This window comes from Hymenobacter agri (assembly GCF_054778495.1).
This window is the reverse complement of record NZ_BAAGZM010000016.1, coordinates 1-21,505: the sequence shown is the minus strand read 5'-3', so window position 1 is coordinate 21,505 and position 21,505 is coordinate 1. Positions and strand designations below refer to the sequence as shown.

Here is a 21,505-nt window from a genome sequence, read left to right as displayed (position 1 = left end):
CTCACGGCCGTGCTGCGCGTGGAAGCCGACCAGGTGAACTACGGGGCCCTGCGCGGCGGCCAGTTCCGGCTGGTGTCGCACCTGCGCAACGGCGAGGCGCGGCTCGACAACTGCTCGCTCGATGCCTTTCAGGGGCATCTGGGGCTGAGCGGCTACATGCGCAGCCCGGCCAACCGCGCCCACCACCCCACGCAATTGCAGGTGCGCATGCAGGATATTCAGCTGCCCGCCCTGTTCAGCGTGTTGCAGGACATGGGCCTGGGCGTGCTGGGTTCCGACAACGTGCGGGGCACCCTGCGCGGCGTGGCCGACCTGCGCACCGACCTGGGCCGCAGCTTCCTGCCCAGCCTGCCCAACACCGCCGGCTACCTCAAAACCGACATCCGCGACCTGGAGCTGATAAACGTGGAAGCCTTGGTGCAGGCCCTGAAAATCCTTAAGAGCGAGCGCACCAGCCACCTGTATTTCGAGCCTGTGCAGGGCGAATTCGTGCTGGCCGAGGGCCAATTGCTCATCCCCGGCCTGCGCCTGAACAGCAACCTGAGCAACCTCGACGTGAGCGGACACTACGGCCTGAGCGGAGCCACCAACCTCTACATCGGCCTGCAACCTTTCAAGGCTCTGTTCGGCAACAACGACAAGCGCATCGAGCGCATCCAGAACGGCGAGCCCATGACCAAGGCTGACGCCAAAGGCAAAGACAAGCTTAGCTACGTGAGTTTGCGGCGCACCGCGCCCGGCGAGAAATTCCAGGTGCGCCTGTTTCAGCGCGACGAGAAGCGCGAGGCCCAGGCCCGCCTGCTGGAGCAGTACCGCACCTACCTCCGCACCCAGCGGCTGGATACCACGGTGCGGATGGTGAAGTGAGGGAGAAGGGAGAAAAGAACGTCATGCAGAGCGCAGCGAAGCATCTTGCCCGCGATAGTAAATCCCTGCGACAGGAGTAGTATTGCGGGCAAGATGTTGCGCTGCGCTCTGCATGACGTTCTTCTGCATGACGTTCTTTTGTCGGCGGCGGCTTCCGCAGCCTTCGCTTCGGTTTCGCGTCTCTCCTCCCCTATTCTTCGCCAAAGCCACCCTATGTCCCGCTCTCTCGCTCTCATTACCGCGCTCGCGTTCGCGCTGCCAGCCACTGCACTGGCCCAGCGCGGCCAGGATACCGTTGCGATTCGCCAGAACTATATCAAGCTCGACCGCCGCATTCGCATGCGCGACGGCGTGCAGTTGTACACCGTCATCTACGTGCCGCGCGATGCGGCGGCGGGCACGCCCTACCCCATTCTGATGACGCGCACGCCGTACTCGGCCGCGCCGTACGGCGAAAACCACTACCGCGGCCGTGGCCCCGGGCCCAGCCAGGAGCTGTCGGCCGAGAAGTACATTTTCGTGTATCAGGATGTGCGCGGGCGCTACCTGAGCGAGGGCCAGTTTGAGGAGATGACACCGGCCCTGCCCGCTGGCAAAGCACAGCCCACGGCACACGACGAAAGCACCGACACCTACGACACCATTGAATGGCTGCTGAAGAACGTGCCCGGCAACAACGGCCGCGTGGGCATGATGGGCATCAGCTACCCCGGCTTCTACGCCTCGGCGGCGCTGCCCAATGCCCACCCGGCCCTGAAAGCCGTGTCGCCGCAAGCGCCCGTGACGGATGAGTTTATCGGCGACGACGCCCGGCACAAGGGCGCGTTTTTCCTGCTCGACAACTTTGAGTTCACCAACTATTTCGACTCGCCCCGCTCCCAGCCGACGACGAAGTACGAGCCGCTGTTCAAGTTCGAAACCAAGGATGCCTACACCTTTTTCCTGGAGCTCGGCCCCGTTAAGAATGCCAATAAGCCCCAGTATTTCAACAACCGGGCGCGCATCTGGAACGAGTACATGCAGCACGAAACCTACGACGCCTACTGGCAGGCGCGCAACATCCGCACCGCCCTCACGGGCGTGAAGCCGGCCGTGTTGGTGGTAGGCGGCTGGTTCGACGCCGAAGACCTGTACGGCGCGCTGAATACCTACAAGGCCATCGAAAAGCAGAACCCCGGGGCCACCAATCGCCTCGTGATGGGCCCCTGGACGCACGGCGCTTGGGCCCGCCCCGACTGGAGCAAGTTCGGCCCCCTCAACTTCGGCTCCAACACCGCCGAATACTACCGCGCAAACCTGGAAACGCCGTTTTTCAACTTCTACCTGAAAGACAAAGGCAGCTTCAACCCCGCCGAGGCCACCGTCTTCAACACCGGCACCAACGAGTGGAAAACCTACCCGGCTTGGCCGCCGAAAGCCGCCGAGCAAGCCATCTACCTGCAGCCCAATAAGGGCTTGGCCGCCAAAGCCCCGGCCGCCGCAGGCAAGCCCACCGAATACGTCAGCGACCCAGCCAACCCCGTGCCGTACACCGACGGCATCCACGGCGAGCGCAACAACCAGTACGTGATGGAAGACCAGCGCTTCGCCAGCAAGCGGGCCGACGTGCTCACCTTCCGCGGCGAGCCGCTGGCGCAGGCCGCGCTCAAAGTCAGGTTGATGCCCTTGAGCGGGAAGATGGTGGCCAGGTTCATGGTCACCGTCGAGTTCATGGTCTGGAAGATGGAGCCCGAGCCCAGCAGGGTCGTGTCCTTCTTGGCCCGGATAATGTCAGTGGCTTCGATGACCGGCTGGGCCGAGCTGTCGTTGCCGAAGATGATACCAACCTCATTATCTACGAAATAGCCCGCGTCGAGGCCGGCCGTGCGCATGGCTTCGGCGGTGGCCATGTAGGCGTATTCGCCCTGCTCGGGCAGGTTGATGCGGGCGCGGCGGTCGAGCTTGCCCTTGAGCTCGGGCCGCGGCACGGTGCCGGTGAGGCCTGAGCGGTAGCCGAAGTCCTTGCGCTCCTGGTCGACCACAATGCCCGACCGGCCGGCGTACAGCGCATCGCGCACATCCTCAAGGTTCTGCCCCAGGCAGGAGTAAATGCCCAGGCCAGTCACGACCACTCTGCTCATGGTTGTTGGCGGAAAGTTGAGATTAAAGCGAGGTTAAAGATACTGGCCCGGCCGCGATTTCCCGTGCGTTTGCCCGGTTCGGCTTCCCCGGTTTCATCAAGAATTCACCCGGCCGGCTTACCCGCTTTAGGAATAGAGTCCGCCGTTGATGGACAGCACTTCGCCAGTGATGTAGGAGCTGGCCGGCGAGGCGAAGAAGCCCACGGCCTCGGCTACTTCCTCGGGCTGACCGAAGCGCCGCATCGGTATCATGTTGATTAACTCGTTCTCTTTCAGGTCGCTGGTCATGTCGGTTCGGATGAAGCCGGGGGCCACGGCGTTTACCGTGATGTTGCGCCGGGCTACTTCCTGCGCCAGCGCCTTCGTGGCGCCAATCAGGCCGGCTTTGGCGGCCGAGTAGTTGGTCTGGCCCGGCAAGCCTTTCTGGCCCGACAGCGACACGACATTGATAATCCGGCCGAATTTGGCCGCGAGCATCCCGTTGATAATGTGGCGCGTCACATGGTAAAATGAGTCTAGGCTGGTCGAAATCACGCCGCGCCACTGCTCATCGGTCATCCAGATGAACAGGCCGTCGTCCCGGATGCCGGCGTTGTTCACCAGCACTTCAATTTTGGCATCTTTGTGATTTTCTACCCAGCCGCCCAGCACTTCGTCCACGTGGTCTTTGCTGGCCACGTCGAAGGGTAGTAGCTCGCAGCTTACACCGGTGGCTTCCACGGCTATTTTCGTGGTTTCTGCTTCGGCGTGGTTGGCCTTGTAGTTGAGCAGGATGTGGTAGCCCATGCCGGCCAGCTTCACGGCCACGGCCCGGCCAATGCCGCGCGAGCCTCCGGTTATCAAAGCGTATTTCACGTTACGTAAGCGTTTTGCAGAAAAAATTAAACCAGGCCGAGGTCTTCGGACTGGATGAGGGCCACCACCTGGCGCAGGCGCCGGAAGTGGGGTTCGTCGGCCCCCACGGCGGGAAACACGGCGCGCACCTGTCGGTAAGCCGCCTGGCAGCGGGGCGATAGCCGCCCGGCCACGCCGAGGTGGTCGACGGCCTGCATCACCGCCACGGCGTGGATGGCCAGCACCTCAGCCGCGTTCCCAATCACCTTGCGGGCGATGACAGCGGCATTGGTGCCCATGCTTACAATGTCCTGGTTGTCGTTATTGTTTGGAATGCTGTGCACATACACCGGCGTGCACAGCGCCTGGCACTCGGCTACTGTGGAAGTGGCCGTGAACTGCAGCCCCTGCAAGCCGAAATTCAGCCCCAGCCGGCCAGGGTTGATGAACGGCGGCAGCTTCTGGTTCAGCTTGTCGTTCAGCAGGTAATTGAGCTGCCGCTCGCTAAGCATGGCCAGCTTGGTAATGGCAATTTTGAGCTTGTCCATCTCAAACGCCACATAGTCGCCGTGGAAATTACCGCCGTGGAACACGTTTTCGTTTTCGTGGTCGATAACCGGATTGTCGTTCACCGACGCCACTTCGGCCAGCACCACCTGCTCGGCCTGCCAAAAGGCATCGAGCACCGGGCCCAGCACCTGCGGCACGCAGCGCAGCGAGTAATACTCCTGCACCTTGTCGGTAAGCACGTCGGTGGCGTGGTTTTCTGCCCGGTACAGCACCTCGTGGCGTTGTCGCACCAGGTCCGAACCCTCGTTCAGCTGGCGCAGGGCGGCGGCCACGGCGGCCTGGCCGGGGTGCAGCTTCACCGCGTTCAGCTCCGCCGATACGGCGTCGTCGTAAGCCTCCACCAACTGATTGATGGTGCCCGACAGCACCAGGCACCAATTAATGACGCGGCGCGCCGCCAGCAAATTCACCACGCCCACACCGGTCATGGCCGAGGTGCCGTTCAGCAGCGCCAGTCCCTCGCGGAAGTGAATGGTGAGGGGCGTAAGGCCGGCCTCGCGTAAGGCCTCGTCGGCCGGGCGCACCTGGCCGCGGTCCAGTATTTCACCTTCGCCGATGAGTGCCAGCGCCAGGTGGGCCAGCTGCACGAGGTCGCCGCTGGCGCCCACGCCGCCGTGCTCGTAGATGCAGGGCAGGAGGTCGCGGTTAATTAACTCGACCAGCAGGTGCACCAGTTCGGGGTGCACGCCCGAGTAGCCGCGCAGCAGGCTGCACAGGCGGGCCAGCATCAGGGCCTTGGTTTCGAGCGGCGGGAGCAGGTTGCCCAGGCCCGTGCAATGGCTGCGAATAAGGTTGAGCTGGAGCGCGTGCAGGTCGGCATCGCCAATCTTGTACTGCGCCATCGGCCCGAAGCCGGTGTTAATTCCGTAAATCAGCTTGCCCTGGGCAAATTGCCGCAGGAAGTCGTAGCTGGCGGCCACCCGCTCCACCGCAGCCAGCGCCAGCTCAATCGGCTGCCCCTCGTGCAGCACGGCCCGGAAATCATCGAGTGTAAGCGGTGCCGCGCCCACTAGCACCGGCGGTAATTCCGGCTGAGTCGGGTCAGCGCCATCAGCAGAAGATAGTTGCGGCATAATGGAAAGGTGTAGGCAGCGTAAAGACTATGGGATAAAACAGATAGCGAAAGTCGAAACGGAGCAAATGAAGCCCGGCAAACAGGATTCATTTGATAAGCTGATGCCGCGACAGCCTACAAAAGTACCGGTTTTTGGCCAAGCCCGAAAGCAAAAAGCCCGTCCCGAAACGCGCTGTTTCGGGACGGGCTAACCACCTGCGCAACGGCAAAAGCTACTTCAGCAGCTCGTGCAGCACGGTTTGCATGGAGATGGTGCGGTTGCCGGCTTCCCGAATGATAAGCGAGCCGGGCGCGTCGAGCACGGCGTCAGATACTTCCACGTTGCGGCGAACGGGCAGGCAGTGCAGGAACTTGGCGCTGTCGGTCAGGGCCATGTGCTCGGGGGTGAGCATCCAGGCGGGGTCGTTGGCCAGCACCTGGCCGTAGTCGCGGTAGCTGCTCCAGTTTTTGGCCTGCACGTAGTCGGCGCCTTCGAGGGCCTTCTTCTGGTCATACTCGATGCGGGCGCCTTTGGTGAATTTGGGGTCCAGCTCGTAGCCTTCGGGGTGGGTGATGACGAAGTCGACCCAGTCGATTTCCGAAAACCAGTCGCAGAACGAATTGGGCACGCACTGGGGCAGGGCGCGCACGTGCGGGGCCCAGGTGAGCACCACTTTCACGCGCTCCTTCTGCTTGGTTTCGGCCACGGTGATGAGGTCGGCAAACGACTGTAGCGGATGCAGCGTGGCGCTTTCCAGGCTGATAACGGGCACGGTGGCGTACTGCAGAATCTTATTGAACACGACTTCACCGTAGTCTTCGGCCTTGTCCTTGAGGGTGGGGAAGGTGCGCACGCCCAGCACGTCGCAGTACTGGCTCATCACCGCAATGGCGTCCTTGATGTGCTCCTGGGTGCCGCCGTTCATCACCGCGCCGTCGGCCATTTCCAGGGTCCAGGAGTCGGCCCCGGCGTTGAGCACCCACGCTTGTGCGCCCAAATTGTAAGCTGCCTTTACGGAGCTGAGGCGGGTGCGCAGGCTGGGGTTGAAGAAGATGAGGCCGACGGTTTTGTTGCGCCCGATGTGCTGGTAGCCGTAGGGGTTGGCTTTAATTTCCAGCGCTTGCTTGAGGAGGGCGTGGTAGTCGCCGGCATCGGCGAAGGATGTGAATTTTTTCATAAATTGTGCAATGATTTATAAACAGGGCATTAGGCGCGAGTAAAGAGAGATACTATCCTACTTATTTCCGACGCTTGAATACTCTCCGTTAAATAGGCGAGCTACGCTGTCGATAACGCACCGGTCATTCTCTTTTTTCGTGTAAAGTATAAAGCTGGATTTTTCATCTCCGGGTAATGCTACCGGCAATTCATAAATGCCGTCGCGGGTTTTTGCATTCGATGCCCGATAGGCGCGTAGCTTATCAATATCCGACGTTGCGTAAAGCTCCATCATCCAGAATACTTCATCCGCCTCGAATCCTTCTGGCTCCCCATCTTCCATTTTGGCGGCATCCAGTGCTTTGCCACGTTTTAGAAGAGATGCACGCTTTTCCTGCAAATAACTTTTTGAAAAGTAACCAGACTTCCCAAGCATTGCCAAATAGCTGCTGACGCTATGCCAATCCATCTGGTAATACTTCGTTGAGCTTCTCTGCTCTGGCGTTATGCGTGCTGCTAAAGCTGAATCGGTTTCTGGAGTGATGGGTATTTTGAATTGCACACTTGACCCTTCAGGGTGTGGCTTCTCATAATCTACAAGGTTCAGATACCAGCGCAGAAATCCTTTCATGCGTTCTCCACAAGCATCCAGATGTGTTGTAGCCGGTGTAGCAGCAACTACAGAATCTTTAGTAACTGCTTGTTCTCCTGCGTTAGCCACTGTTTGCTGCGAGGACTTGTCCGAATCGCAGGCAATCAAGCTAATGCCGAATAGAGCCGCCATAAATGAATTGGCAAACCGCGTTGAATTAAGCATCGAATTCTAATTACAGCGAAATAAAAGAACGTCATGCTAAACGGCATCGAAGCGGTAGAGATGCTTCGACTGCGCTCAGCATGACGTTCTTCTCCGTTTGCTCGGGCTACTTACATCGCCTTATACTCGTTCCAGCTCTTAATCTTCAAGTCCTTCATCTCCAGCTTGCAGAAGGCCTGAATAAACGCCTTCGCCAGGCGCGCATTCGTGAGCAACGGCACGCCAAAATCAATGGCGGTGCGGCGGATTTTGTAGTCGTTATCCAGCTCGCCTTTCGACAGGTTTTTCGGGATGTTGATGACCAGGTCGATTTTCTTGTCTTTCAGATACGTCAGCACGTTAGGCTCCTGCATTTCATCGGGCCAGTAGAGCAGGCTGCTGGGGATGCCGTTTTCGGCGAAGAAGCGGTGCGTGCCCTGCGTGGCGTAAATCTGGTAACCCTTCTTCACGAGCAACTCGGTGGCCGAGAGCAGGGCGACTTTGGACGTGAGGGGGCCGCCGGAAATCAGCACCGTTTTCTGCGGGATTTTGTAGCCCACGCTCAGCATCGATTTCAGCAGGGCTTCCTCGGCGGTGTCGCCCAGGCAACCCACTTCGCCGGTGCTCACCATATCCACGCGCAGCACCGGGTCGGCGCCGGGCAGGCGGGTGAAGGAGAACTGCGGGGCCTTCACGCCCACGAAGGGCAGGTCATACACCCGCTCGCTGTCGTCGCGCTCCACTTTTTTGCCCAGCAGTACCTGCGTGGCCTTATGAATCAAGTTGTTGCCCGAAACCTTCGATACGAACGGGTAGCTGCGCGAGGCGCGAATGTTGCACTCAATCACCCGGATTTCGCCGTTCTTGTCCAAGAACTGAATGTTCATCGGGCCGCTGATTTCGTAGCGGCGGGCAATTTTCTCGGCGATGACTTTCAGCTTGCGGATGGTGCGCACGTACACCTTCTGGGGCGGGTAGTACATGGTGGCGTCGCCGGAGTGTACGCCGGCAAACTCCACGTGCTCGGAAATGGCGTAGCTCACGATTTCGCCCTTGTCGGCCACCGCGTCCAGCTCGATTTCCTTGGCGTCCTGAATGAACTCGGACACCACCACCGGGTATTCGGCGCTCACTTCCACGGCCGTTTGCAGGAAGGCGTCTAGCTCGTGGGGGTTCGACACCACGTTCATGGCCGCGCCCGACAGCACGTAGCTCGGCCGGATGAGCACTGGGAAGCCCACTTCCTGCACGAATTCGTGCATGGCTTCGAGCGAGGTCAGCTCCTTCCAGCGGGGCTGCGCAATGCCCAGCTCGTCCATGATGCTGGAGAACTTGTGGCGGTTTTCGGCCTCGTCGATGCGGGCCGGCGCAGTGCCCAGGATGGGCGCCTTGGCCTCAGCCAGGCGGGTGGCGAGGTTGTTGGGAATCTGCCCGCCGGTGGAGAGGATGACGCCCTCCGGCTGCTCAAACTCCAGAATGTCCATTACCCGCTCGAAGCTCAGCTCCTCGAAATACAGCCGGTCCGACACATCGTAGTCGGTCGAAACGGTTTCGGGGTTGTAGTTGATAATGATGGTTTTGTAGCCTTCGGCGGAAGCGGTTTGTACGGCGTTCACGCCGCACCAGTCAAACTCCACCGACGAGCCGATGCGGTACACGCCCGAGCCCAGCACTAGGATGGACTTGTCGGTTTCTGGCGCCAGGTCGTTTTCGGTGCCGTGGTAGGTGCTGTAGAGGTAGTTGGTTTTGGCCGGAAACTCGGCCGCCAGCGTGTCAATCTGCTTGATGACCGGCAGCACGCCCAAGGCCTTGCGGCGGGCGCGCACCAGCAGTTCGTCGGCCTTCACGTCGCCCTCGCCCAGCAGTTGCACGGCAATCTGCTGGTCCGAGAAACCGGCCTTTTTCACTTCGCGCAGCAGGCTGGTTTCCAGTCCGTCCACGCCCGCGCTGCGTCCGGCAGCCAGCTCCTTGCCCAGCCGGAAAATGGTGGACAGGCGCTGCAAAAACCAGTGGTCGATTTTGGTGAGCTCGTGCACCTGCGCCAGCGAGTAGCCGGCCTCAAACGCCAGGTTAATGGCGAAGATGCGCTCTTCGTTTGGCTCACTCAGTAGCTTGTCAATTGTTGCATTATCAACGGTTTCGGGCTTGTTGGCCACGAAGCCGCGCTTGCCGGTATCCAGCATCCGCAGGCCCTTCTGGATGGCTTCCTCGAAGCTTTTACCGATGGCCATTACCTCGCCCACGCTCTTCATGGCCGAGCCAATCTGCCGGTTCACGCCCTCAAATTTGCCCAGGTCCCAGCGCGGCAGCTTCACCACCACGTAGTCGAGCGCCGGCTCGAAAAAGGCTGAAGTCGTCTGCGTCACGCTGTTTTTCAGCTCCGACAACGAATAGCCCAAACTCAGTTTGGCCGCCACAAACGCCAGCGGGTAGCCTGTGGCCTTCGAGGCCAGCGCCGAGGAGCGCGACAGGCGCGCGTTCACCTCAATCACGCGGTAGTCTTCCGACACGGGGTCGAGTGCGTACTGAATGTTGCACTCGCCCACGATGCCCAGGTGGCGAATGGTCTTGATGCCGATGCTGCGCAGCTTGTGGTACTCGCGGTTGCTCAGCGTCTGCGACGGGGCCACCACGATGCTCTCGCCGGTGTGGATGCCGATGGGGTCGAAGTTCTCCATGTTGCAGACCGTGATGCAGTTATCGTACTGGTCGCGCACCACTTCGTACTCCACTTCCTTCCAGCCCTTCAAGGATTCTTCCACCAGAATTTGGTCGGAGGTAGTGAAGGATTTCTGGGCCAGGGCCCGCAGTTCGTCCATGTTGTTGGCGAAGCCGCTGCCCAGGCCGCCCAGCGCAAACGCCGCCCGCACGATGATGGGGAAGCCAATTTTCTCGCCCGCCGCCAGGGCGTCTTCCATCGTCGTCACGGCCACGCTGCGGGCCGTGAGCACGCCAATCTGGTCGAGCTTGTCCTTGAAAATGTCCCGGTCCTCGGTGTCGATGATGCTCTGCACGGGCGTGCCCAGCACTTTCACGTTGTACTTCTCGAACACGCCGGCGCGGTACAGGGCCACGGCGCAGTTCAGCGCCGTTTGGCCGCCAAAGGCCACCAGAATGCCATCGGGCTGCTCTTTCTTGATGACTTCCTCCACGAAGTAGGGCGTCACGGGCAGGAAATACACGTCGTCGGCAATGTTGTCCGACGTTTGCACGGTGGCGATGTTGGGGTTGATGAGGATGGTGCGGATGCCTTCCTCCTTCAGCGCCTTGAGGGCCTGCGAGCCGGAGTAATCAAATTCGCCGGCCTCGCCAATTTTCAGCGCGCCGGAACCAAGAATGAGAACTTTGTTGGGTTTGTTCATGTGCGTAACCTCACCCCCCGGCCCCCTCTCCTTCGGGAGAGGGGGAGCCGGACGATTTATGAGTTGATATTTTGAGCAATGAGCTTGAAAAGCGTAGAGAGTTCTGAGCAGCAGATTAATCTTTTTTAATCACCCGTACTTCAACCGGGTTGCGTTTCTGAAACTCGTAATAATGAGTTGCTTGAGCTTTTACATCAGCTTCTGAAACACTGGGCTTCCAAGATTTATCAAGTTTATACCCGTCTTCCGAAATTTCGGGCTGGCTAAATGTGATGGGTGCTTTCTCATCATCTGGAATGAAATGGAAAGCTTGGTCTAATCGAATTAATGAATCCATATCGGTTAGACCAGATTGGCGCATTTCTTCTGCTGTTAATTCTTCACCGCAGTTGTCGCAAGCCTTTTCATTGGCTTTATAAGCCACGTAGCCGCAAACCGGGCAAGTCGAATAATTACTGTTCTTATTCGATACAATAGCAGGAGCAGTTGGTAGCAAAATCGTCGGCAGTGCCGTTACAACTGCTATGGCTATCAAGACTAATACACGAATGGCAATAGGCCGATTAACCGTGAAATAATAGCCAGCAAAACCGAGCAACCCACCCACACCACCGGCCAAACAGCTGTAAAGCACTTTCATGCCTTTATCAGCTGTGTAAGCATTGCCAAATTGCATCATGCAAATCAAAGGCACGAGCAGAAAAATAGGCAGCCAGTATTTGCTCTCGCTAACCGATGATTGGGTGGGTTCCATGGTGGATTAACCTTTTTTATACTCCGCCACCGCCTTCAAAAAGTCATCGAACAGATACTCCGTATCCTCCGGCCCACCGGCGGCTTCGGGGTGGAACTGGGTGGAGAAGAACGGCTTGGTTTTGTGCTTGATGCCTTCGCAGGTGCCGTCGTTCAGGTTCTCGAACAGCATTTCCCACTCGGCGGGCAGCGTGGCGGTGTCCACCGCGAAGCCGTGGTTTTGGCTGGTGATGAAGCTGCGCTTGGTGCCGGTGAGCAGCACGGGCTGGTTGTGGCTGCGGTGGCCGTATTTCAGCTTGAAGGTGTCGGCGCCGGCGGCCAGGCTCATGAGCTGGTTGCCGAGGCAGATGCCGAAAATGGGCTTGTCCTGCTGCAGGGCCGTTTGCAGGTGCCCGATGGTGGCCTCGCACATCTTGGGGTCGCCGGGGCCGTTGCTTAGGAACAGGCCGTCGTAGTCGAGCTGGGTGAAATCGTAGTCCCAGGGCACGCGAATCAGCTCCACGTCGCGCTCCAGGAAGCAGCGGATGATGTTGGTTTTGGTGCCGCAGTCCACCAGCACGATTTTGTGCTGGCCGTGGCCGTAGCGCCGCACTTCGGGCTGGCTCACCTGGGCCACCAGGTTGTCCTGGTTGGGGTCGTGCATCTCGATATCTTCTTCGGCCACGATTTTGCCCAGCATGGCGCCTTTCTCACGCAGTTTCTTGGTGAGCATGCGGGTGTCGACGCCGAAAATGCCGGGGATGTTGTACTCTGCCAGCCAGTCGCCGAGGCTTTTGGCAGCGTTCCAGTGGCTGTGCTCCTCGGAGTAATAATTCACTACGAGGCCGGCAATATGAATCTTATCCGACTCGAAAATCTTTGAAATCGACTCGTATAATTCCTCGCCGGGCACGCCGTAGTTGCCCACCATGGGGTAGGTGAGCACCAGAATCTGGCCGGCGAATGACGGGTCGGTGAGGTTTTCGGGGTAGCCGGTCATGGCCGTGCTGAACACCACTTCGCCGGCTATAGAAGTGTAGGCGCCGAACGATTGGCCTTCGATGGTCGTGCCGTCTTCGAGGACAAGTTTTACGGTTTGGGACATGTATAGGGAGGGAATGTAGAGACGCGCTACTTTGCGTCTCAGTCGTTGCTAACGTTATCGAAGTTGGGAGTGAGGCGGGCCGTTCAACGACGCGACGCGAAGTGTCGCGTCCCTACATCGTTTTCGTAGTTCGTGCCGCGGCTTTTGCAACTGCCCCGATACAATTTCGGCTGGAACAGGACCATAAATCAGGGGTCTGTTCCAGCCGAAGCGGGTTGTAAGCCAAACGGGAGCGAAAGCGTGTAAATCAATCGGCTCCACGTAATGCCGGTCCCAGATGTCAGGCATCGGGAAATCGGGCGGGCACAACTGCTGGAAAGAAAAAGGGAGGGCTGCTCTTTCGCGGAAAGAGCCAGCCGGGGGCTGCGCAACAGACGCCAATGGCAGCATGCAGCTAATCAGAAGGGGAGCTTGGCTCGTAAACTTCGTCGGGCTACTCATTGGGGCTGCAAGTTAGTTCTCTGGCCGCTCACTTCCGCACCTCGGCCGGAATAAGTGTGTAGAGCGCCTGCAAAAACCGGTCGATTTCGGCCTTCGTGATGTTGAGCGGTGGCAGCAGGCGGAGCACCGTGGGGTCGGAGGCGTTGCCCACGAAAATGTGGTGTTCGGCCAGCAGCTGGTCGCGCACTTCCTTGATGGGAAAGTCGTATTTGATGCCTACCATCAGGCCGCGGCCGCGGATTTCTTCGGCGCCGGCGTGGGCCAGCAGCTCGCGGCGCAGGTAGTCGCCCATTTCGGCGGCGTGGGCCAGCAGGTTTTCCTGCTCGATGACTTCGAGCACGGCCAGGGCGGCGGCGCAGGCCAGGTGGTTGCCGCCGAAGGTGGTACCCAGCAGGCCGTAGGAGGCTTTCAGGTGGGGCGCAATCAGGATGCCGCCGATGGGGAAGCCGTTGCCCATGCCCTTGGCCACGGAAATGATATCGGGCCGGATGCCGGCGTGCTGGTGGGCGAAAAACTTGCCGCTGCGGCCATAGCCGCTCTGCACCTCGTCGGCGATGAGCAGCACGTTGTGCGCGCCGCACAGCAGCGACAGCCCCTGCAGAAACTCATCGGATGGCATGATGATGCCGCCCACGCCCTGAATGGGCTCGATAATCACCGCGCACACATCGCCGCCGTGCAGGATTTCGGCTACTGCCTGCAAGTCGTACTCGACGAAGCTGATGGCGTGGCCGGCGTTGAAGGGGGCCACGATTTTGGGGTTGTCGGTGGCGGCCACCGCGCCCGAGGTGCGGCCGTGAAACGCGCCTTTAAAGGCCACCACGCGGGTTTTGCCGGTATGGAAGGAGGCGAGCTTCAAGGCATTCTCGTTGGCTTCGGCCCCCGAGTTGCACAGAAACAGCGCGTAGTCGTCGTAGCCTGACACCTGGCCCAGCTTGTGCGCCAGCTGCGTCTGAATCGGAATCTGCACCGAGTTGGAGTAGAAGCCGATGTTCTGCAGCTGCTCGGTGAGGCGCTGCACGTAGTGCGGGTGGCTGTGGCCGATGGAAATAACGGCGTGGCCGCCGTAGAAATCCAGGTATTCCTGGCCCTGGTCGTCCCACAGCTTGGCGCCGAGCGCCCGTACGGGCGTGATGTTGACGAGGGGATAAACATTGAAAAGCTCCATGTTTTTTGGTGATGTCAGAGCGTAGTTAAAATAGGAACGTCATGCTGAGCGAAGCGTAGCAGATTCGAAGCATCTCTACTGCTTAGTTGGAGTTAGGCTCAATACGGTTACTTGTTCGGCTACTATGGTATGCGAGCCGGCAGAAGAGGAAAATGAGCAACCTATTGCATCATCGACTTCTTCGAAATCAACGCCAAAAAGAACTGGGACATGGTCAAATGTGAGAAATGTATCTTTCACATTTTGAAACTGTAGTTCGATGTTACAGGGCTTGAACTGCTTGTATTGTCCCTGTTCATTAAGCTCGTTTACGAATTCAGCCGTTTCAATTAGGAATGTAACCGTGCTTTTGAAAGAGAGGATTTCAAAATTCATTCTTTCAAGTATGGCATCATGAAAATTTGGCCAGTACCCAAAGTGCTGAACGACAAGCTCAGAATTAACTATTCGGTTGACGGTGGAATTTTCAGTTACAGACATGATTTATCGTTAGTCAGAGATGATTCAACAAGCTCAGCATGACGTTCTGGTTTAAAAAAACGAAGCCTTACTCATCAACCCCGTCGTTTCCGGCAGCCCAAATAGTAGGTTCATATTCTGCACCGCCTGGCCTGAGGCGCCTTTCACCAGATTATCAATCACCGAGGTAATCAGGAGTTGCTTGCCCTGCTTCTGCACGTGCAGCAGGCATTTGTTGGTGTTCACCACCTGCTTGAGGTGGATTTCCTTGTCCGATACCGTGGTGAACGGCGCGTCGGCGTAAAACTGCCGGTACAGGGCCCGCGCCTCGTCCTGCGTCAACTCCGACGGCGTGTAGACGCTGGCGAAAATGCCCCGGGCGAAATTGCCGCGGTAGGGGATAAAGTGCATTTCGGTTTCCGACTGCGGCTGCAGCTGCGCCAGGCTCTCGCCGATTTCGCCGAGGTGCTGGTGCGTGAAGGGCTTGTAGATGGACACGTTGTTCGAGCGCCACGAGAAATGCACCGTTTCCGCCAGGCTCTGGCCCGCGCCGGTCGAGCCGGTGATGGCCGAGACGTGAATGTCGTCGGTGAGGCGGCCGGCCTTGGCCAGCGGCAGCAGCGCCAGCTGAATTGCGGTGGCGAAGCAGCCGGGATTGGCAATGCTCTGGGCCTGCTGGATGCGGCTTCTATTCAACTCCGGCAGGCCGTACACGAACTCGCGGCCGGCAAACTCGGCATCCGCGTTCAAGCGGAAATCGTTGCTCAGGTCGATGATGTGCGTGGTTTCGGGCAGGGCGTTTTTCTGGAGCCAGGCTTTGGAGTTGCCGTGGCCGAGGCACAGAAACACCACGTCCTCGTCGCCGGCCAGTTCGGAGGCAAACACCAAATCGGTTTCGCCCACGAGGTCGTCGTGCACGTGATATACGGGGTTGCCCGCGTTCGAGGAGCTGACGATGCCGCCCAGCTCCACGAACTCGTGGTGCAGCAGAATGCGGATGAGCTCGCCGGCCGTGTAGCCGGCGCCGCCCACGATGCCGGCCTTAATTTTCATCGTGCAGGCTGGCGCTAATTTTCAGCTGGTTGCCGAAAATCTTGATGAAACCTTTCGCGTCGCGCGAATCCCAAGCGTTGTTTTCCTCGCCGTAGGTGGCCACTTTCGACTGCATCATGTCGTACTTCGATTCCACGCCGAGCAGGTCGAATTGGTAGGGCTTGAGCTGCACGAACACCTTGCCTGAAACGTGGTTCTGCGACGACGTGAGGAAGGCTTCCATGTCGCGCATCACCGGGTCGAGGTACTGCGCCTCGTGCAGCAGCGTGCCGTACCAGTTGGCGATGTAATCCTTGTGCAGCAGCTGCCAGCGGGTGCTGGTGTGCTTCTCCAGCAGGTGGTGCGCCTTGATGAGGATGAGCGGCGCGGGCGCCTCAAAGCCCACGCGGCCCTTGATGCCCAGAATGGTATCGCCCACGTGAATGTCGCGGCCCACGGCGAAGGCCGCGCCCAGCTCGTTCAGCTTCTGAATCAGGGCCACCGGCGCCAGCGTTTCGCCGTTCAACGCCACGGGCTCGCCTTTTTCGAAGGTGATTTCCACGCGTTCGGAATCGTGGCGCTGCAATTGCGAGGGATAGGCGCTTTCCGGCAGGGCCTCGTGCGATGTCAGGGTTTCGACGCCGCCCACACTGGTGCCCCAGATGCCTTTATTGATGGAATATTTCGCTTTCTCCCAGCTCATTTCGAAGCCCTGCTTCTGCAGGTATTCAATCTCGGCCTGGCGCGACAGTTTCAGGTCGCGAATAGGGGTGAGGATTTCCGTTTTGGGCGCAATTACCGCGAAAGCCACGTCGAATCGCACCTGGTCGTTGCCGGCACCGGTGCTGCCGTGCACGATGTAATCGGCCTCGTTGGCACGGGCATACTCGGCAATGGCCAGCGACTGAAACATTCGCTCAGCGCTCACGCTCAGCGGGTAGGTGTCGTTCTTCAACACGTTGCCGAACAGCAGGTAGCGCAGGCAGTCCTGGTAGAAGCGCGTGGTTACGTCAATCACCTCGTGCTTCACCGAGCCCAATTCGTAGGCGCGCTTCTCGATGGCGGCCAGCTCCTCGGCCGTGAAGCCGCCGGAGTTGACGATGACGGTGTGCACTTCCAGGTCGAGTTCGCGCGACAAATACACAGCGCAAAACGAGGTATCGAGGCCGCCGCTATAGGCGAGAATGGCTTTTTTCTTCATTGCTAGGATGCAGAATCGGTTTCAGAAGCGGGAGTAGGGGCGGGGTCGGTGCCAATAGGCAGCGGCGGCGTGAGGTGGCTGGCGAAATCGGGAACCTGGAGTTGCACGAGTTGCTTTTCGGGCGTGTCGTAGAGCATGCCGGTGCAGAGGCACATCTTGCGCTCGTTTTCCATCAGGATGCCGTAGTTTTTGCAGCTTTTGCAGCCCTTCCAGAAATCTTCGCTGGTGGTCAGCTCCGAGAAGGTGACGGGCTCGTAGCCCAAGTCAGTGTTGATTTTCATCACGGCCAGGCTGGTCGTGATGCCGAAAATCTTGGCCTGCGGGTACTTGGTGCGCGACAGCTCAAATACGGCCTGCTTGATGGCCCGACCCACGCCGCCCTTGCGGATTTCGGAATTTACAATTAGCCCCGAATTGACCACAAAGGTCTTGTCGTCAAAGGTTTCGATGTAGCAGAAACCGGCCAGTTCGTCATCAACGAAGGCGATGATGCCGTCGCCGCTGGCCATCTTTTTGGCCACGTAGTCCGGCTCACGCTTGGCGATGCCGGTGCCCCGTGTTTTGGCCGACTCGACGTACCATTGGCATAATTGTTCAGCGTACTGTGCGTCCGCTGCCGTTGCAACCCGAATTGTCATTTGTTGATTTAGAAGAACTTAGGGATAGATGCGCGGCTGACCGAAACACACGGGTGTACGTGTGATTGCGGAAAAAGCCCAAACCTGTCGGTAAGTGGAGCGGGTACTTGCCCGGCTCAAGTATTGGCCAAGGGGCCAACGTGCGGCTGTTGAAGCCGCTAGGGTCGTCGCACCAAGGCGCAGGTCATTTCGCGCACGTCGGCCACGGCCGGCTCAAAGGCCGGGGCAGGGAACAAAGACGTGGAAATGAGCAGGGGCATGGCGAAAAGCGAAGTCGAATCGGCGCTGTAACGAAGCAGCGAACCAAGAGGTTCAATTCTGCCGCAAAGGTAAAAGGCCCTACTTTTGCCTGCAACATTTCCAGTGTTAATTTTTGGAGTTGGTACTGCCCGGCAGTGAGTTTGCGTCTGGATGAATTTGTGATGAAATCAGAACTAAAAATATTTAAGATAGGCGGCGGGATAATTGACCGCGAAGCCGACCTAATCGAATTTGTGCGCTTATTCGCCAGAATAGCGGGCCCAAAAATTCTCGTGCACGGCGGTGGCAAAGGCGCGAGCGACATGCTGCAGCGGCTCGGCATTGCCCCGCAAATGATGAATGGGCGCCGCATCACCGACGCCGCCACGCTTGATATTGTGACGATGTTCTACGCGGGCAAAACCAACAAGCAGCTCGTGGCGGCGCTGCAGGCGCGCGGCGTCAATGCCTTGGGCCTCAGTGGGGCCGATGGCAACGTAATTGTAGCCGAAAAGCGCCTCGTGCGCGATGTCGACTACGGTTTTGTGGGCGATTTGAGTGAGGCCAGCGTGAATGCCGGGATGATTCAGGCGTTTTTGGGGCTGGGGCTGACGCCGGTTTTCTGCGCCATTAACCACGACGGCCACGGCCAATTACTTAATACCAATGCCGACACCATTGCGGCTTCGCTGGCCAAAGCGTTGAGCAAAGAATACGACGTGGCGCTGCACTTCTGCTTTGAGAAACGCGGCGTATTGGCAGACGTGAGCGATGATAATTCGGTAATTGAAAAAATTACGCTGGCTAATTACGGCGAACTAAAAGAAAGCGGCATTATTGCCGACGGAATGCTGCCTAAACTGGAAAACGCGTTTGAAGCGCTACAGTTTGGCGTGCGTAAAGTAGTTATCGAACACGCCCTGCACATCAACGAAGATTTAAAAACGACCTTATGGCTGAATTAAAAAATCAATTGACCGATGCGGCCGTTGAATTATTAATCCGGCTGATAAAAACGCCTTCGTTCTCGCGCGAGGAAGCCGATACGGCAACCCTGATTCAGGCGTTTTTGGCGGCGCACGGCGTGGCGGCGCAGCGGCAGGATAATAACGTGTGGGCGGTTTCGCGGCATTTTGATGCAGCCAAGCCCACCATTCTGCTCAACTCGCACCACGACACGGTGAAGCCCGGCGCGGGCTGGCAATACGACCCATTTGGTGCTGTGTTGGAAGGCGATAAACTGATTGGGCTGGGCAGCAACGATGCCGGGGCTTCGGCGGTGAGTTTGCTGGCTATATTTCTTTATTTTGAGCAACAGCAACCCCTGGCGTTTAATTTAATCTGCGCCATTACAGCGGAGGAGGAGATTTCGGGCACAAATGGTATCCGCAGCGTATTGCCGAAATTCGGTAAGATTGATTTGGGTATTGTGGGCGAGCCGACCGGCATGAACCTCGCCATTGCCGAAAAAGGGCTGATTGTGCTCGACTGCACAGCCCACGGCAAAACCGGCCACGCCGCGCGCGACGAAGGCGAGAATGCCCTCTACAAAGCGCTGGATGATATTCAATGGCTGCGCAGCTTTCAGTTTCCGGAAGTATCGCCGCTGCTCGGGCCGGTGAAAACCACGGTGACGCAGATAAGTGCCGGCACGCAGCACAACGTAGTGCCCGACCGCTGCCATTTCGTAATTGACGTGCGGACGAACGAACTGTATCAGAACCAGGAAATCGTCGATTTCCTGCGTTCAAATATGCAGTCGGAAATGGTGCCGCGCTCTACGCATTTAAATTCGTCGCGCATCAGTGAAAATCATCCATTAATCCGCAAGGGCGTGGCGATGGGGAAGACGACTTACGGCTCGCCGACGCTGTCGGACCAGAGCATGATGCCGTTTGAAACGCTGAAAATGGGGCCGGGCGAAAGCGCCCGTTCGCACACGCCGGACGAATTTATCCTGCTGAGTGAAATACGCGCCGGAATTCGGGATTACATTGAATTGCTATCGAATTTCGACACGCAAGGTTTCGCAAGGTTAAAAGAGATTTCGCAAGGTTGAAAAAGCCTGCTTTAATTGCTTTTATCGTGCTTCAACTAAAGGCCTATTGTTAGCCAACCCGCAGGGAAAAAACCTTGCGCAACTTATTTTAACCTTGCGAAACTTCGCGCTATGAAGATTTGGGAAAAAGGATTTTCGGTAAACGATACCATCGAGAAATTTACCGTGGGCCAAGACCGGGTGCTGGATATGTACCTCGCCCCGTTCGATATGCGTGCGTCGAAAGCGCAGGCTAACATGCTGGCTAAAGTGGGCCTCATTTCGGAGGCCGAGCGGCAGCAGCTGATTACCGGCCTCGATGAGCTGCTGGCCCAGGTAGATGCCGGTGCGTTCCGGATTGAAGACGATTTTGAGGACGTGCACTCTAAAATCGAGTCGTACCTGACCGAAAAATTCGGCGATGCGGGCAAGAAAATCCACACGGCCCGTTCGCGGAATGACCAGGTGCTGACGGCCATTCAGCTATTTCTGAAAGATTATACCGAGCAGATTTCGGCCAAGATGCTGGCGCTGACGGACGTGTTGCTGCAAAAGGCGGCAGCGCATAAAAATGACCTGCTTCCCGGCTACACGCACTTTCAGGCGGCGATGCCGAGCAGCTTCGGGCTGTGGTTTTCGGCCTATGCCGAGCATCTGCTGCTCGATTTGGCGCTGTTCGAGGCGGCGCATAAAGTGGCCGACCAGAACCCGCTGGGCTCGGGCGCGGGCTTTGGCAGCAGCTTCCCGATTGACCGCGAGATGACGACGCGGGAAATGGGCTTCGGCAGCGTGGCCGTGAGCAGCGTAGGGGCGCAGATGCTGCGCGGCAAAACTGAGAAAACGCTGGCCTTCGCCATTGCCGGCGCGGCGGGTACGCTGGGCAAGCTGGCGTACGATTTGGTGATGTACAACAGCCAGGATTTGGGCTTCGTGACGCTGCCGAAGGAGTTCACGACGGGCTCCAGCATCATGCCGCACAAGAAAAACCCTGACGTATTTGAGCTGGTGCGCGGCCACGCCAACCGCCTGCAGGCGCTGCCCAATGATATTATCTTGGCTACCAGCAACCTGCCCAGCGGCTACCACCGCGACTTCCAGCTGCTGAAGGAATTGCTGTTCGGGCCCATGATGCAGTTTGCGGATTTGCTCGATATGCTGCTGTTTGCGCTGCCGGAAATTAAAATAAAATCCGGCGTAATTGAGCAGGCGAAATACGACCCGATATTTTCGGTGGAAAATATTAATCAGCTAATTATTGCCGGGGTTCCGTTCCGCGATGCCTACCAGCAGGTGGGCCGCGCCGTGGAGGATGGCAGTTATGCGCCGCACCGGGAGTTTCAGACCACGCACCTGGGCAGTATTCACAATCTGGGGCTGGAGGTGATTGCGGAAAAGGTGGCGCGCTGGAAGCAGGGGAGTGCGCTGTTTAATTAGCCGGATTTGTAAATTTTAAGCCCCACAGATTCTGCCCAGATTTCGCCGGAAGGCGCACGATAATTTTGTCAATTATTATCGTTGCACGTTTTGGTATGATTTCGCGGATTACAGGCTGGGGGCTTAGGATTGTTTTGGTGGGCGTGCTGCTGGCGATGACGGGCCCGGCCGGCTGGGCGCAGGGCCTGCGGGTGCAGGTGCGCGACTCACTCCGGCACGAACCGCTGATTGGGGCCAGCGTGGTGGTGCCCGGCA

General features: G+C 58.3%; 16 protein-coding genes and 2 pseudogenes. 5 read left to right on the top strand and 13 right to left on the bottom strand.

Translation table 11 applies throughout. The features are described 5' to 3' along the window. Both ACYVDE_RS02140 and ACYVDE_RS02135 read left to right on the top strand, forming a co-directional pair. Positions 1-867, top strand: an 867-nt coding sequence (locus tag ACYVDE_RS02140) for a hypothetical protein (RefSeq protein WP_460499838.1), incomplete at its 5' end; no start/stop codon positions are given. Positions 868-960: 93 nt separating this feature from the next. After that, positions 961-2,445 (top strand): annotated as a pseudogene (locus tag ACYVDE_RS02135) (CocE/NonD family hydrolase); the annotation flags it as partial. Positions 2,446-2,552: 107 nt separating this feature from the next. Here ACYVDE_RS02135 and ACYVDE_RS02130 read toward each other — a convergent pair. The 13 genes and pseudogenes from ACYVDE_RS02130 to ACYVDE_RS02070 form a co-directional block, all read right to left on the bottom strand. After that, positions 2,553-2,987: pseudogene (locus ACYVDE_RS02130) on the bottom strand (beta-ketoacyl synthase N-terminal-like domain-containing protein); the annotation flags it as partial. Positions 2,988-3,113: 126 nt separating this feature from the next. Next, a complete protein-coding gene (fabG, locus tag ACYVDE_RS02125) occupies positions 3,114-3,842 on the bottom strand; it encodes an SDR family oxidoreductase (protein WP_460499837.1) in 729 nt (242 codons plus the stop codon). A 26-nt stretch (positions 3,843-3,868) separates the two neighbouring features. Then, positions 3,869-5,464 carry an HAL/PAL/TAL family ammonia-lyase gene (locus ACYVDE_RS02120; RefSeq protein WP_460499836.1) on the bottom strand — a complete coding sequence of 532 codons (1,596 nt, stop codon included), beginning with the start codon at positions 5,462-5,464 and terminating at the stop codon, positions 3,869-3,871. Between the two features lie 214 nt (positions 5,465-5,678). Further along, a complete protein-coding gene (locus ACYVDE_RS02115) occupies positions 5,679-6,623 on the bottom strand; it encodes a Rossmann-fold NAD(P)-binding domain-containing protein (protein WP_460499835.1) in 945 nt (314 codons plus the stop codon). A 57-nt stretch (positions 6,624-6,680) separates the two neighbouring features. Beyond that, entirely contained in the window at positions 6,681-7,421 is a 741-nt protein-coding gene (locus tag ACYVDE_RS02110) for a hypothetical protein (RefSeq protein ID WP_460499834.1), read from the bottom strand. Between the two features lie 110 nt (positions 7,422-7,531). Continuing rightward, entirely contained in the window at positions 7,532-10,762 is a 3,231-nt protein-coding gene (carB, locus tag ACYVDE_RS02105; protein ID WP_460499833.1) for a carbamoyl-phosphate synthase large subunit family protein, read from the bottom strand. 115 nt (positions 10,763-10,877) lie between these two features. Continuing rightward, positions 10,878-11,516: a hypothetical protein gene (locus tag ACYVDE_RS02100; protein ID WP_460499832.1), complete on the bottom strand. Its 639-nt coding sequence runs from the start codon at positions 11,514-11,516 to the stop codon at positions 10,878-10,880. A gap of 6 nt (positions 11,517-11,522) precedes the next feature. Then, positions 11,523-12,599, bottom strand: a complete 1,077-nt coding sequence (gene carA / locus ACYVDE_RS02095) for a carbamoyl-phosphate synthase small subunit (protein ID WP_460499831.1) — start codon at positions 12,597-12,599, stop codon at positions 11,523-11,525. 469 nt (positions 12,600-13,068) lie between these two features. Continuing rightward, positions 13,069-14,208, bottom strand: coding sequence for an aspartate aminotransferase family protein (locus tag ACYVDE_RS02090; protein ID WP_460499830.1), 1,140 nt, complete (start codon positions 14,206-14,208; stop codon positions 13,069-13,071). 75 nt (positions 14,209-14,283) lie between these two features. Beyond that, positions 14,284-14,688, bottom strand: a complete 405-nt coding sequence (locus ACYVDE_RS02085; RefSeq protein WP_460499829.1) for an Imm50 family immunity protein — start codon at positions 14,686-14,688, stop codon at positions 14,284-14,286. A 51-nt stretch (positions 14,689-14,739) separates the two neighbouring features. Then, on the bottom strand, positions 14,740-15,720 hold the full coding sequence (gene argC, locus ACYVDE_RS02080) for an N-acetyl-gamma-glutamyl-phosphate reductase (protein WP_460499828.1): 981 nt from the start codon (positions 15,718-15,720) through the stop codon (positions 14,740-14,742). Beyond that, positions 15,710-16,900 carry an argininosuccinate synthase gene (gene argG / locus ACYVDE_RS02075; protein ID WP_460499827.1) on the bottom strand — a complete coding sequence of 397 codons (1,191 nt, stop codon included), beginning with the start codon at positions 16,898-16,900 and terminating at the stop codon, positions 15,710-15,712. The genes argC and argG overlap by 11 nt, the downstream gene beginning before the upstream one ends. 2 nt (positions 16,901-16,902) lie before the next feature. Next, the gene (locus ACYVDE_RS02070) at positions 16,903-17,421 is read right to left on the bottom strand and encodes a GNAT family N-acetyltransferase (RefSeq protein WP_460499826.1); all 519 of its coding nucleotides are present in this window, start codon (positions 17,419-17,421) and stop codon (positions 16,903-16,905) included. A 266-nt stretch (positions 17,422-17,687) separates the two neighbouring features. Here ACYVDE_RS02070 and argB point away from each other — a divergent pair, with 266 nt between their 5' ends. From argB to argH, 3 genes are all read left to right on the top strand, one after another. Next, complete coding sequence (argB, locus tag ACYVDE_RS02065) at positions 17,688-18,743, top strand: acetylglutamate kinase (RefSeq protein WP_460499825.1); 1,056 nt, start codon at positions 17,688-17,690, stop codon at positions 18,741-18,743. Continuing rightward, positions 18,731-19,837, top strand: a complete 1,107-nt coding sequence (locus ACYVDE_RS02060; protein WP_460499824.1) for a M20 family metallo-hydrolase — start codon at positions 18,731-18,733, stop codon at positions 19,835-19,837. Before argB ends, ACYVDE_RS02060 begins: the two co-directional genes overlap by 13 nt. A gap of 111 nt (positions 19,838-19,948) precedes the next feature. Beyond that, positions 19,949-21,250 carry an argininosuccinate lyase gene (gene argH, locus ACYVDE_RS02055; RefSeq protein ID WP_460499823.1) on the top strand — a complete coding sequence of 434 codons (1,302 nt, stop codon included), beginning with the start codon at positions 19,949-19,951 and terminating at the stop codon, positions 21,248-21,250. Positions 21,251-21,505 lie beyond the last annotated feature (255 nt).

What these genes read in the sequence shown, in the direction of transcription:
- argH (WP_460499823.1), top strand. Translation starts at nt 19,949, where the DNA reads ATGAAGATTTGGGAAAAAGGATTTTCGGTAAACGATACCATCGAGAAA.
- argC (WP_460499828.1), bottom strand. Translation starts at nt 15,720, where the DNA reads ATGAAAATTAAGGCCGGCATCGTGGGCGGCGCCGGCTACACGGCCGGC.
- ACYVDE_RS02120 (WP_460499836.1), bottom strand. Translation starts at nt 5,464, where the DNA reads ATGCCGCAACTATCTTCTGCTGATGGCGCTGACCCGACTCAGCCGGAA.
- argG (WP_460499827.1), bottom strand. Translation starts at nt 16,900, where the DNA reads ATGAAGAAAAAAGCCATTCTCGCCTATAGCGGCGGCCTCGATACCTCG.
- ACYVDE_RS02110 (WP_460499834.1), bottom strand. Translation starts at nt 7,421, where the DNA reads ATGCTTAATTCAACGCGGTTTGCCAATTCATTTATGGCGGCTCTATTC.
- carB (WP_460499833.1), bottom strand. Translation starts at nt 10,762, where the DNA reads ATGAACAAACCCAACAAAGTTCTCATTCTTGGTTCCGGCGCGCTGAAA.
- ACYVDE_RS02090 (WP_460499830.1), bottom strand. Translation starts at nt 14,208, where the DNA reads ATGGAGCTTTTCAATGTTTATCCCCTCGTCAACATCACGCCCGTACGG.
- ACYVDE_RS02060 (WP_460499824.1), top strand. Translation starts at nt 18,731, where the DNA reads ATGGCTGAATTAAAAAATCAATTGACCGATGCGGCCGTTGAATTATTA.
- ACYVDE_RS02115 (WP_460499835.1), bottom strand. Translation starts at nt 6,623, where the DNA reads ATGAAAAAATTCACATCCTTCGCCGATGCCGGCGACTACCACGCCCTC.
- ACYVDE_RS02100 (WP_460499832.1), bottom strand. Translation starts at nt 11,516, where the DNA reads ATGGAACCCACCCAATCATCGGTTAGCGAGAGCAAATACTGGCTGCCT.
- carA (WP_460499831.1), bottom strand. Translation starts at nt 12,599, where the DNA reads ATGTCCCAAACCGTAAAACTTGTCCTCGAAGACGGCACGACCATCGAA.
- ACYVDE_RS02085 (WP_460499829.1), bottom strand. Translation starts at nt 14,688, where the DNA reads ATGTCTGTAACTGAAAATTCCACCGTCAACCGAATAGTTAATTCTGAG.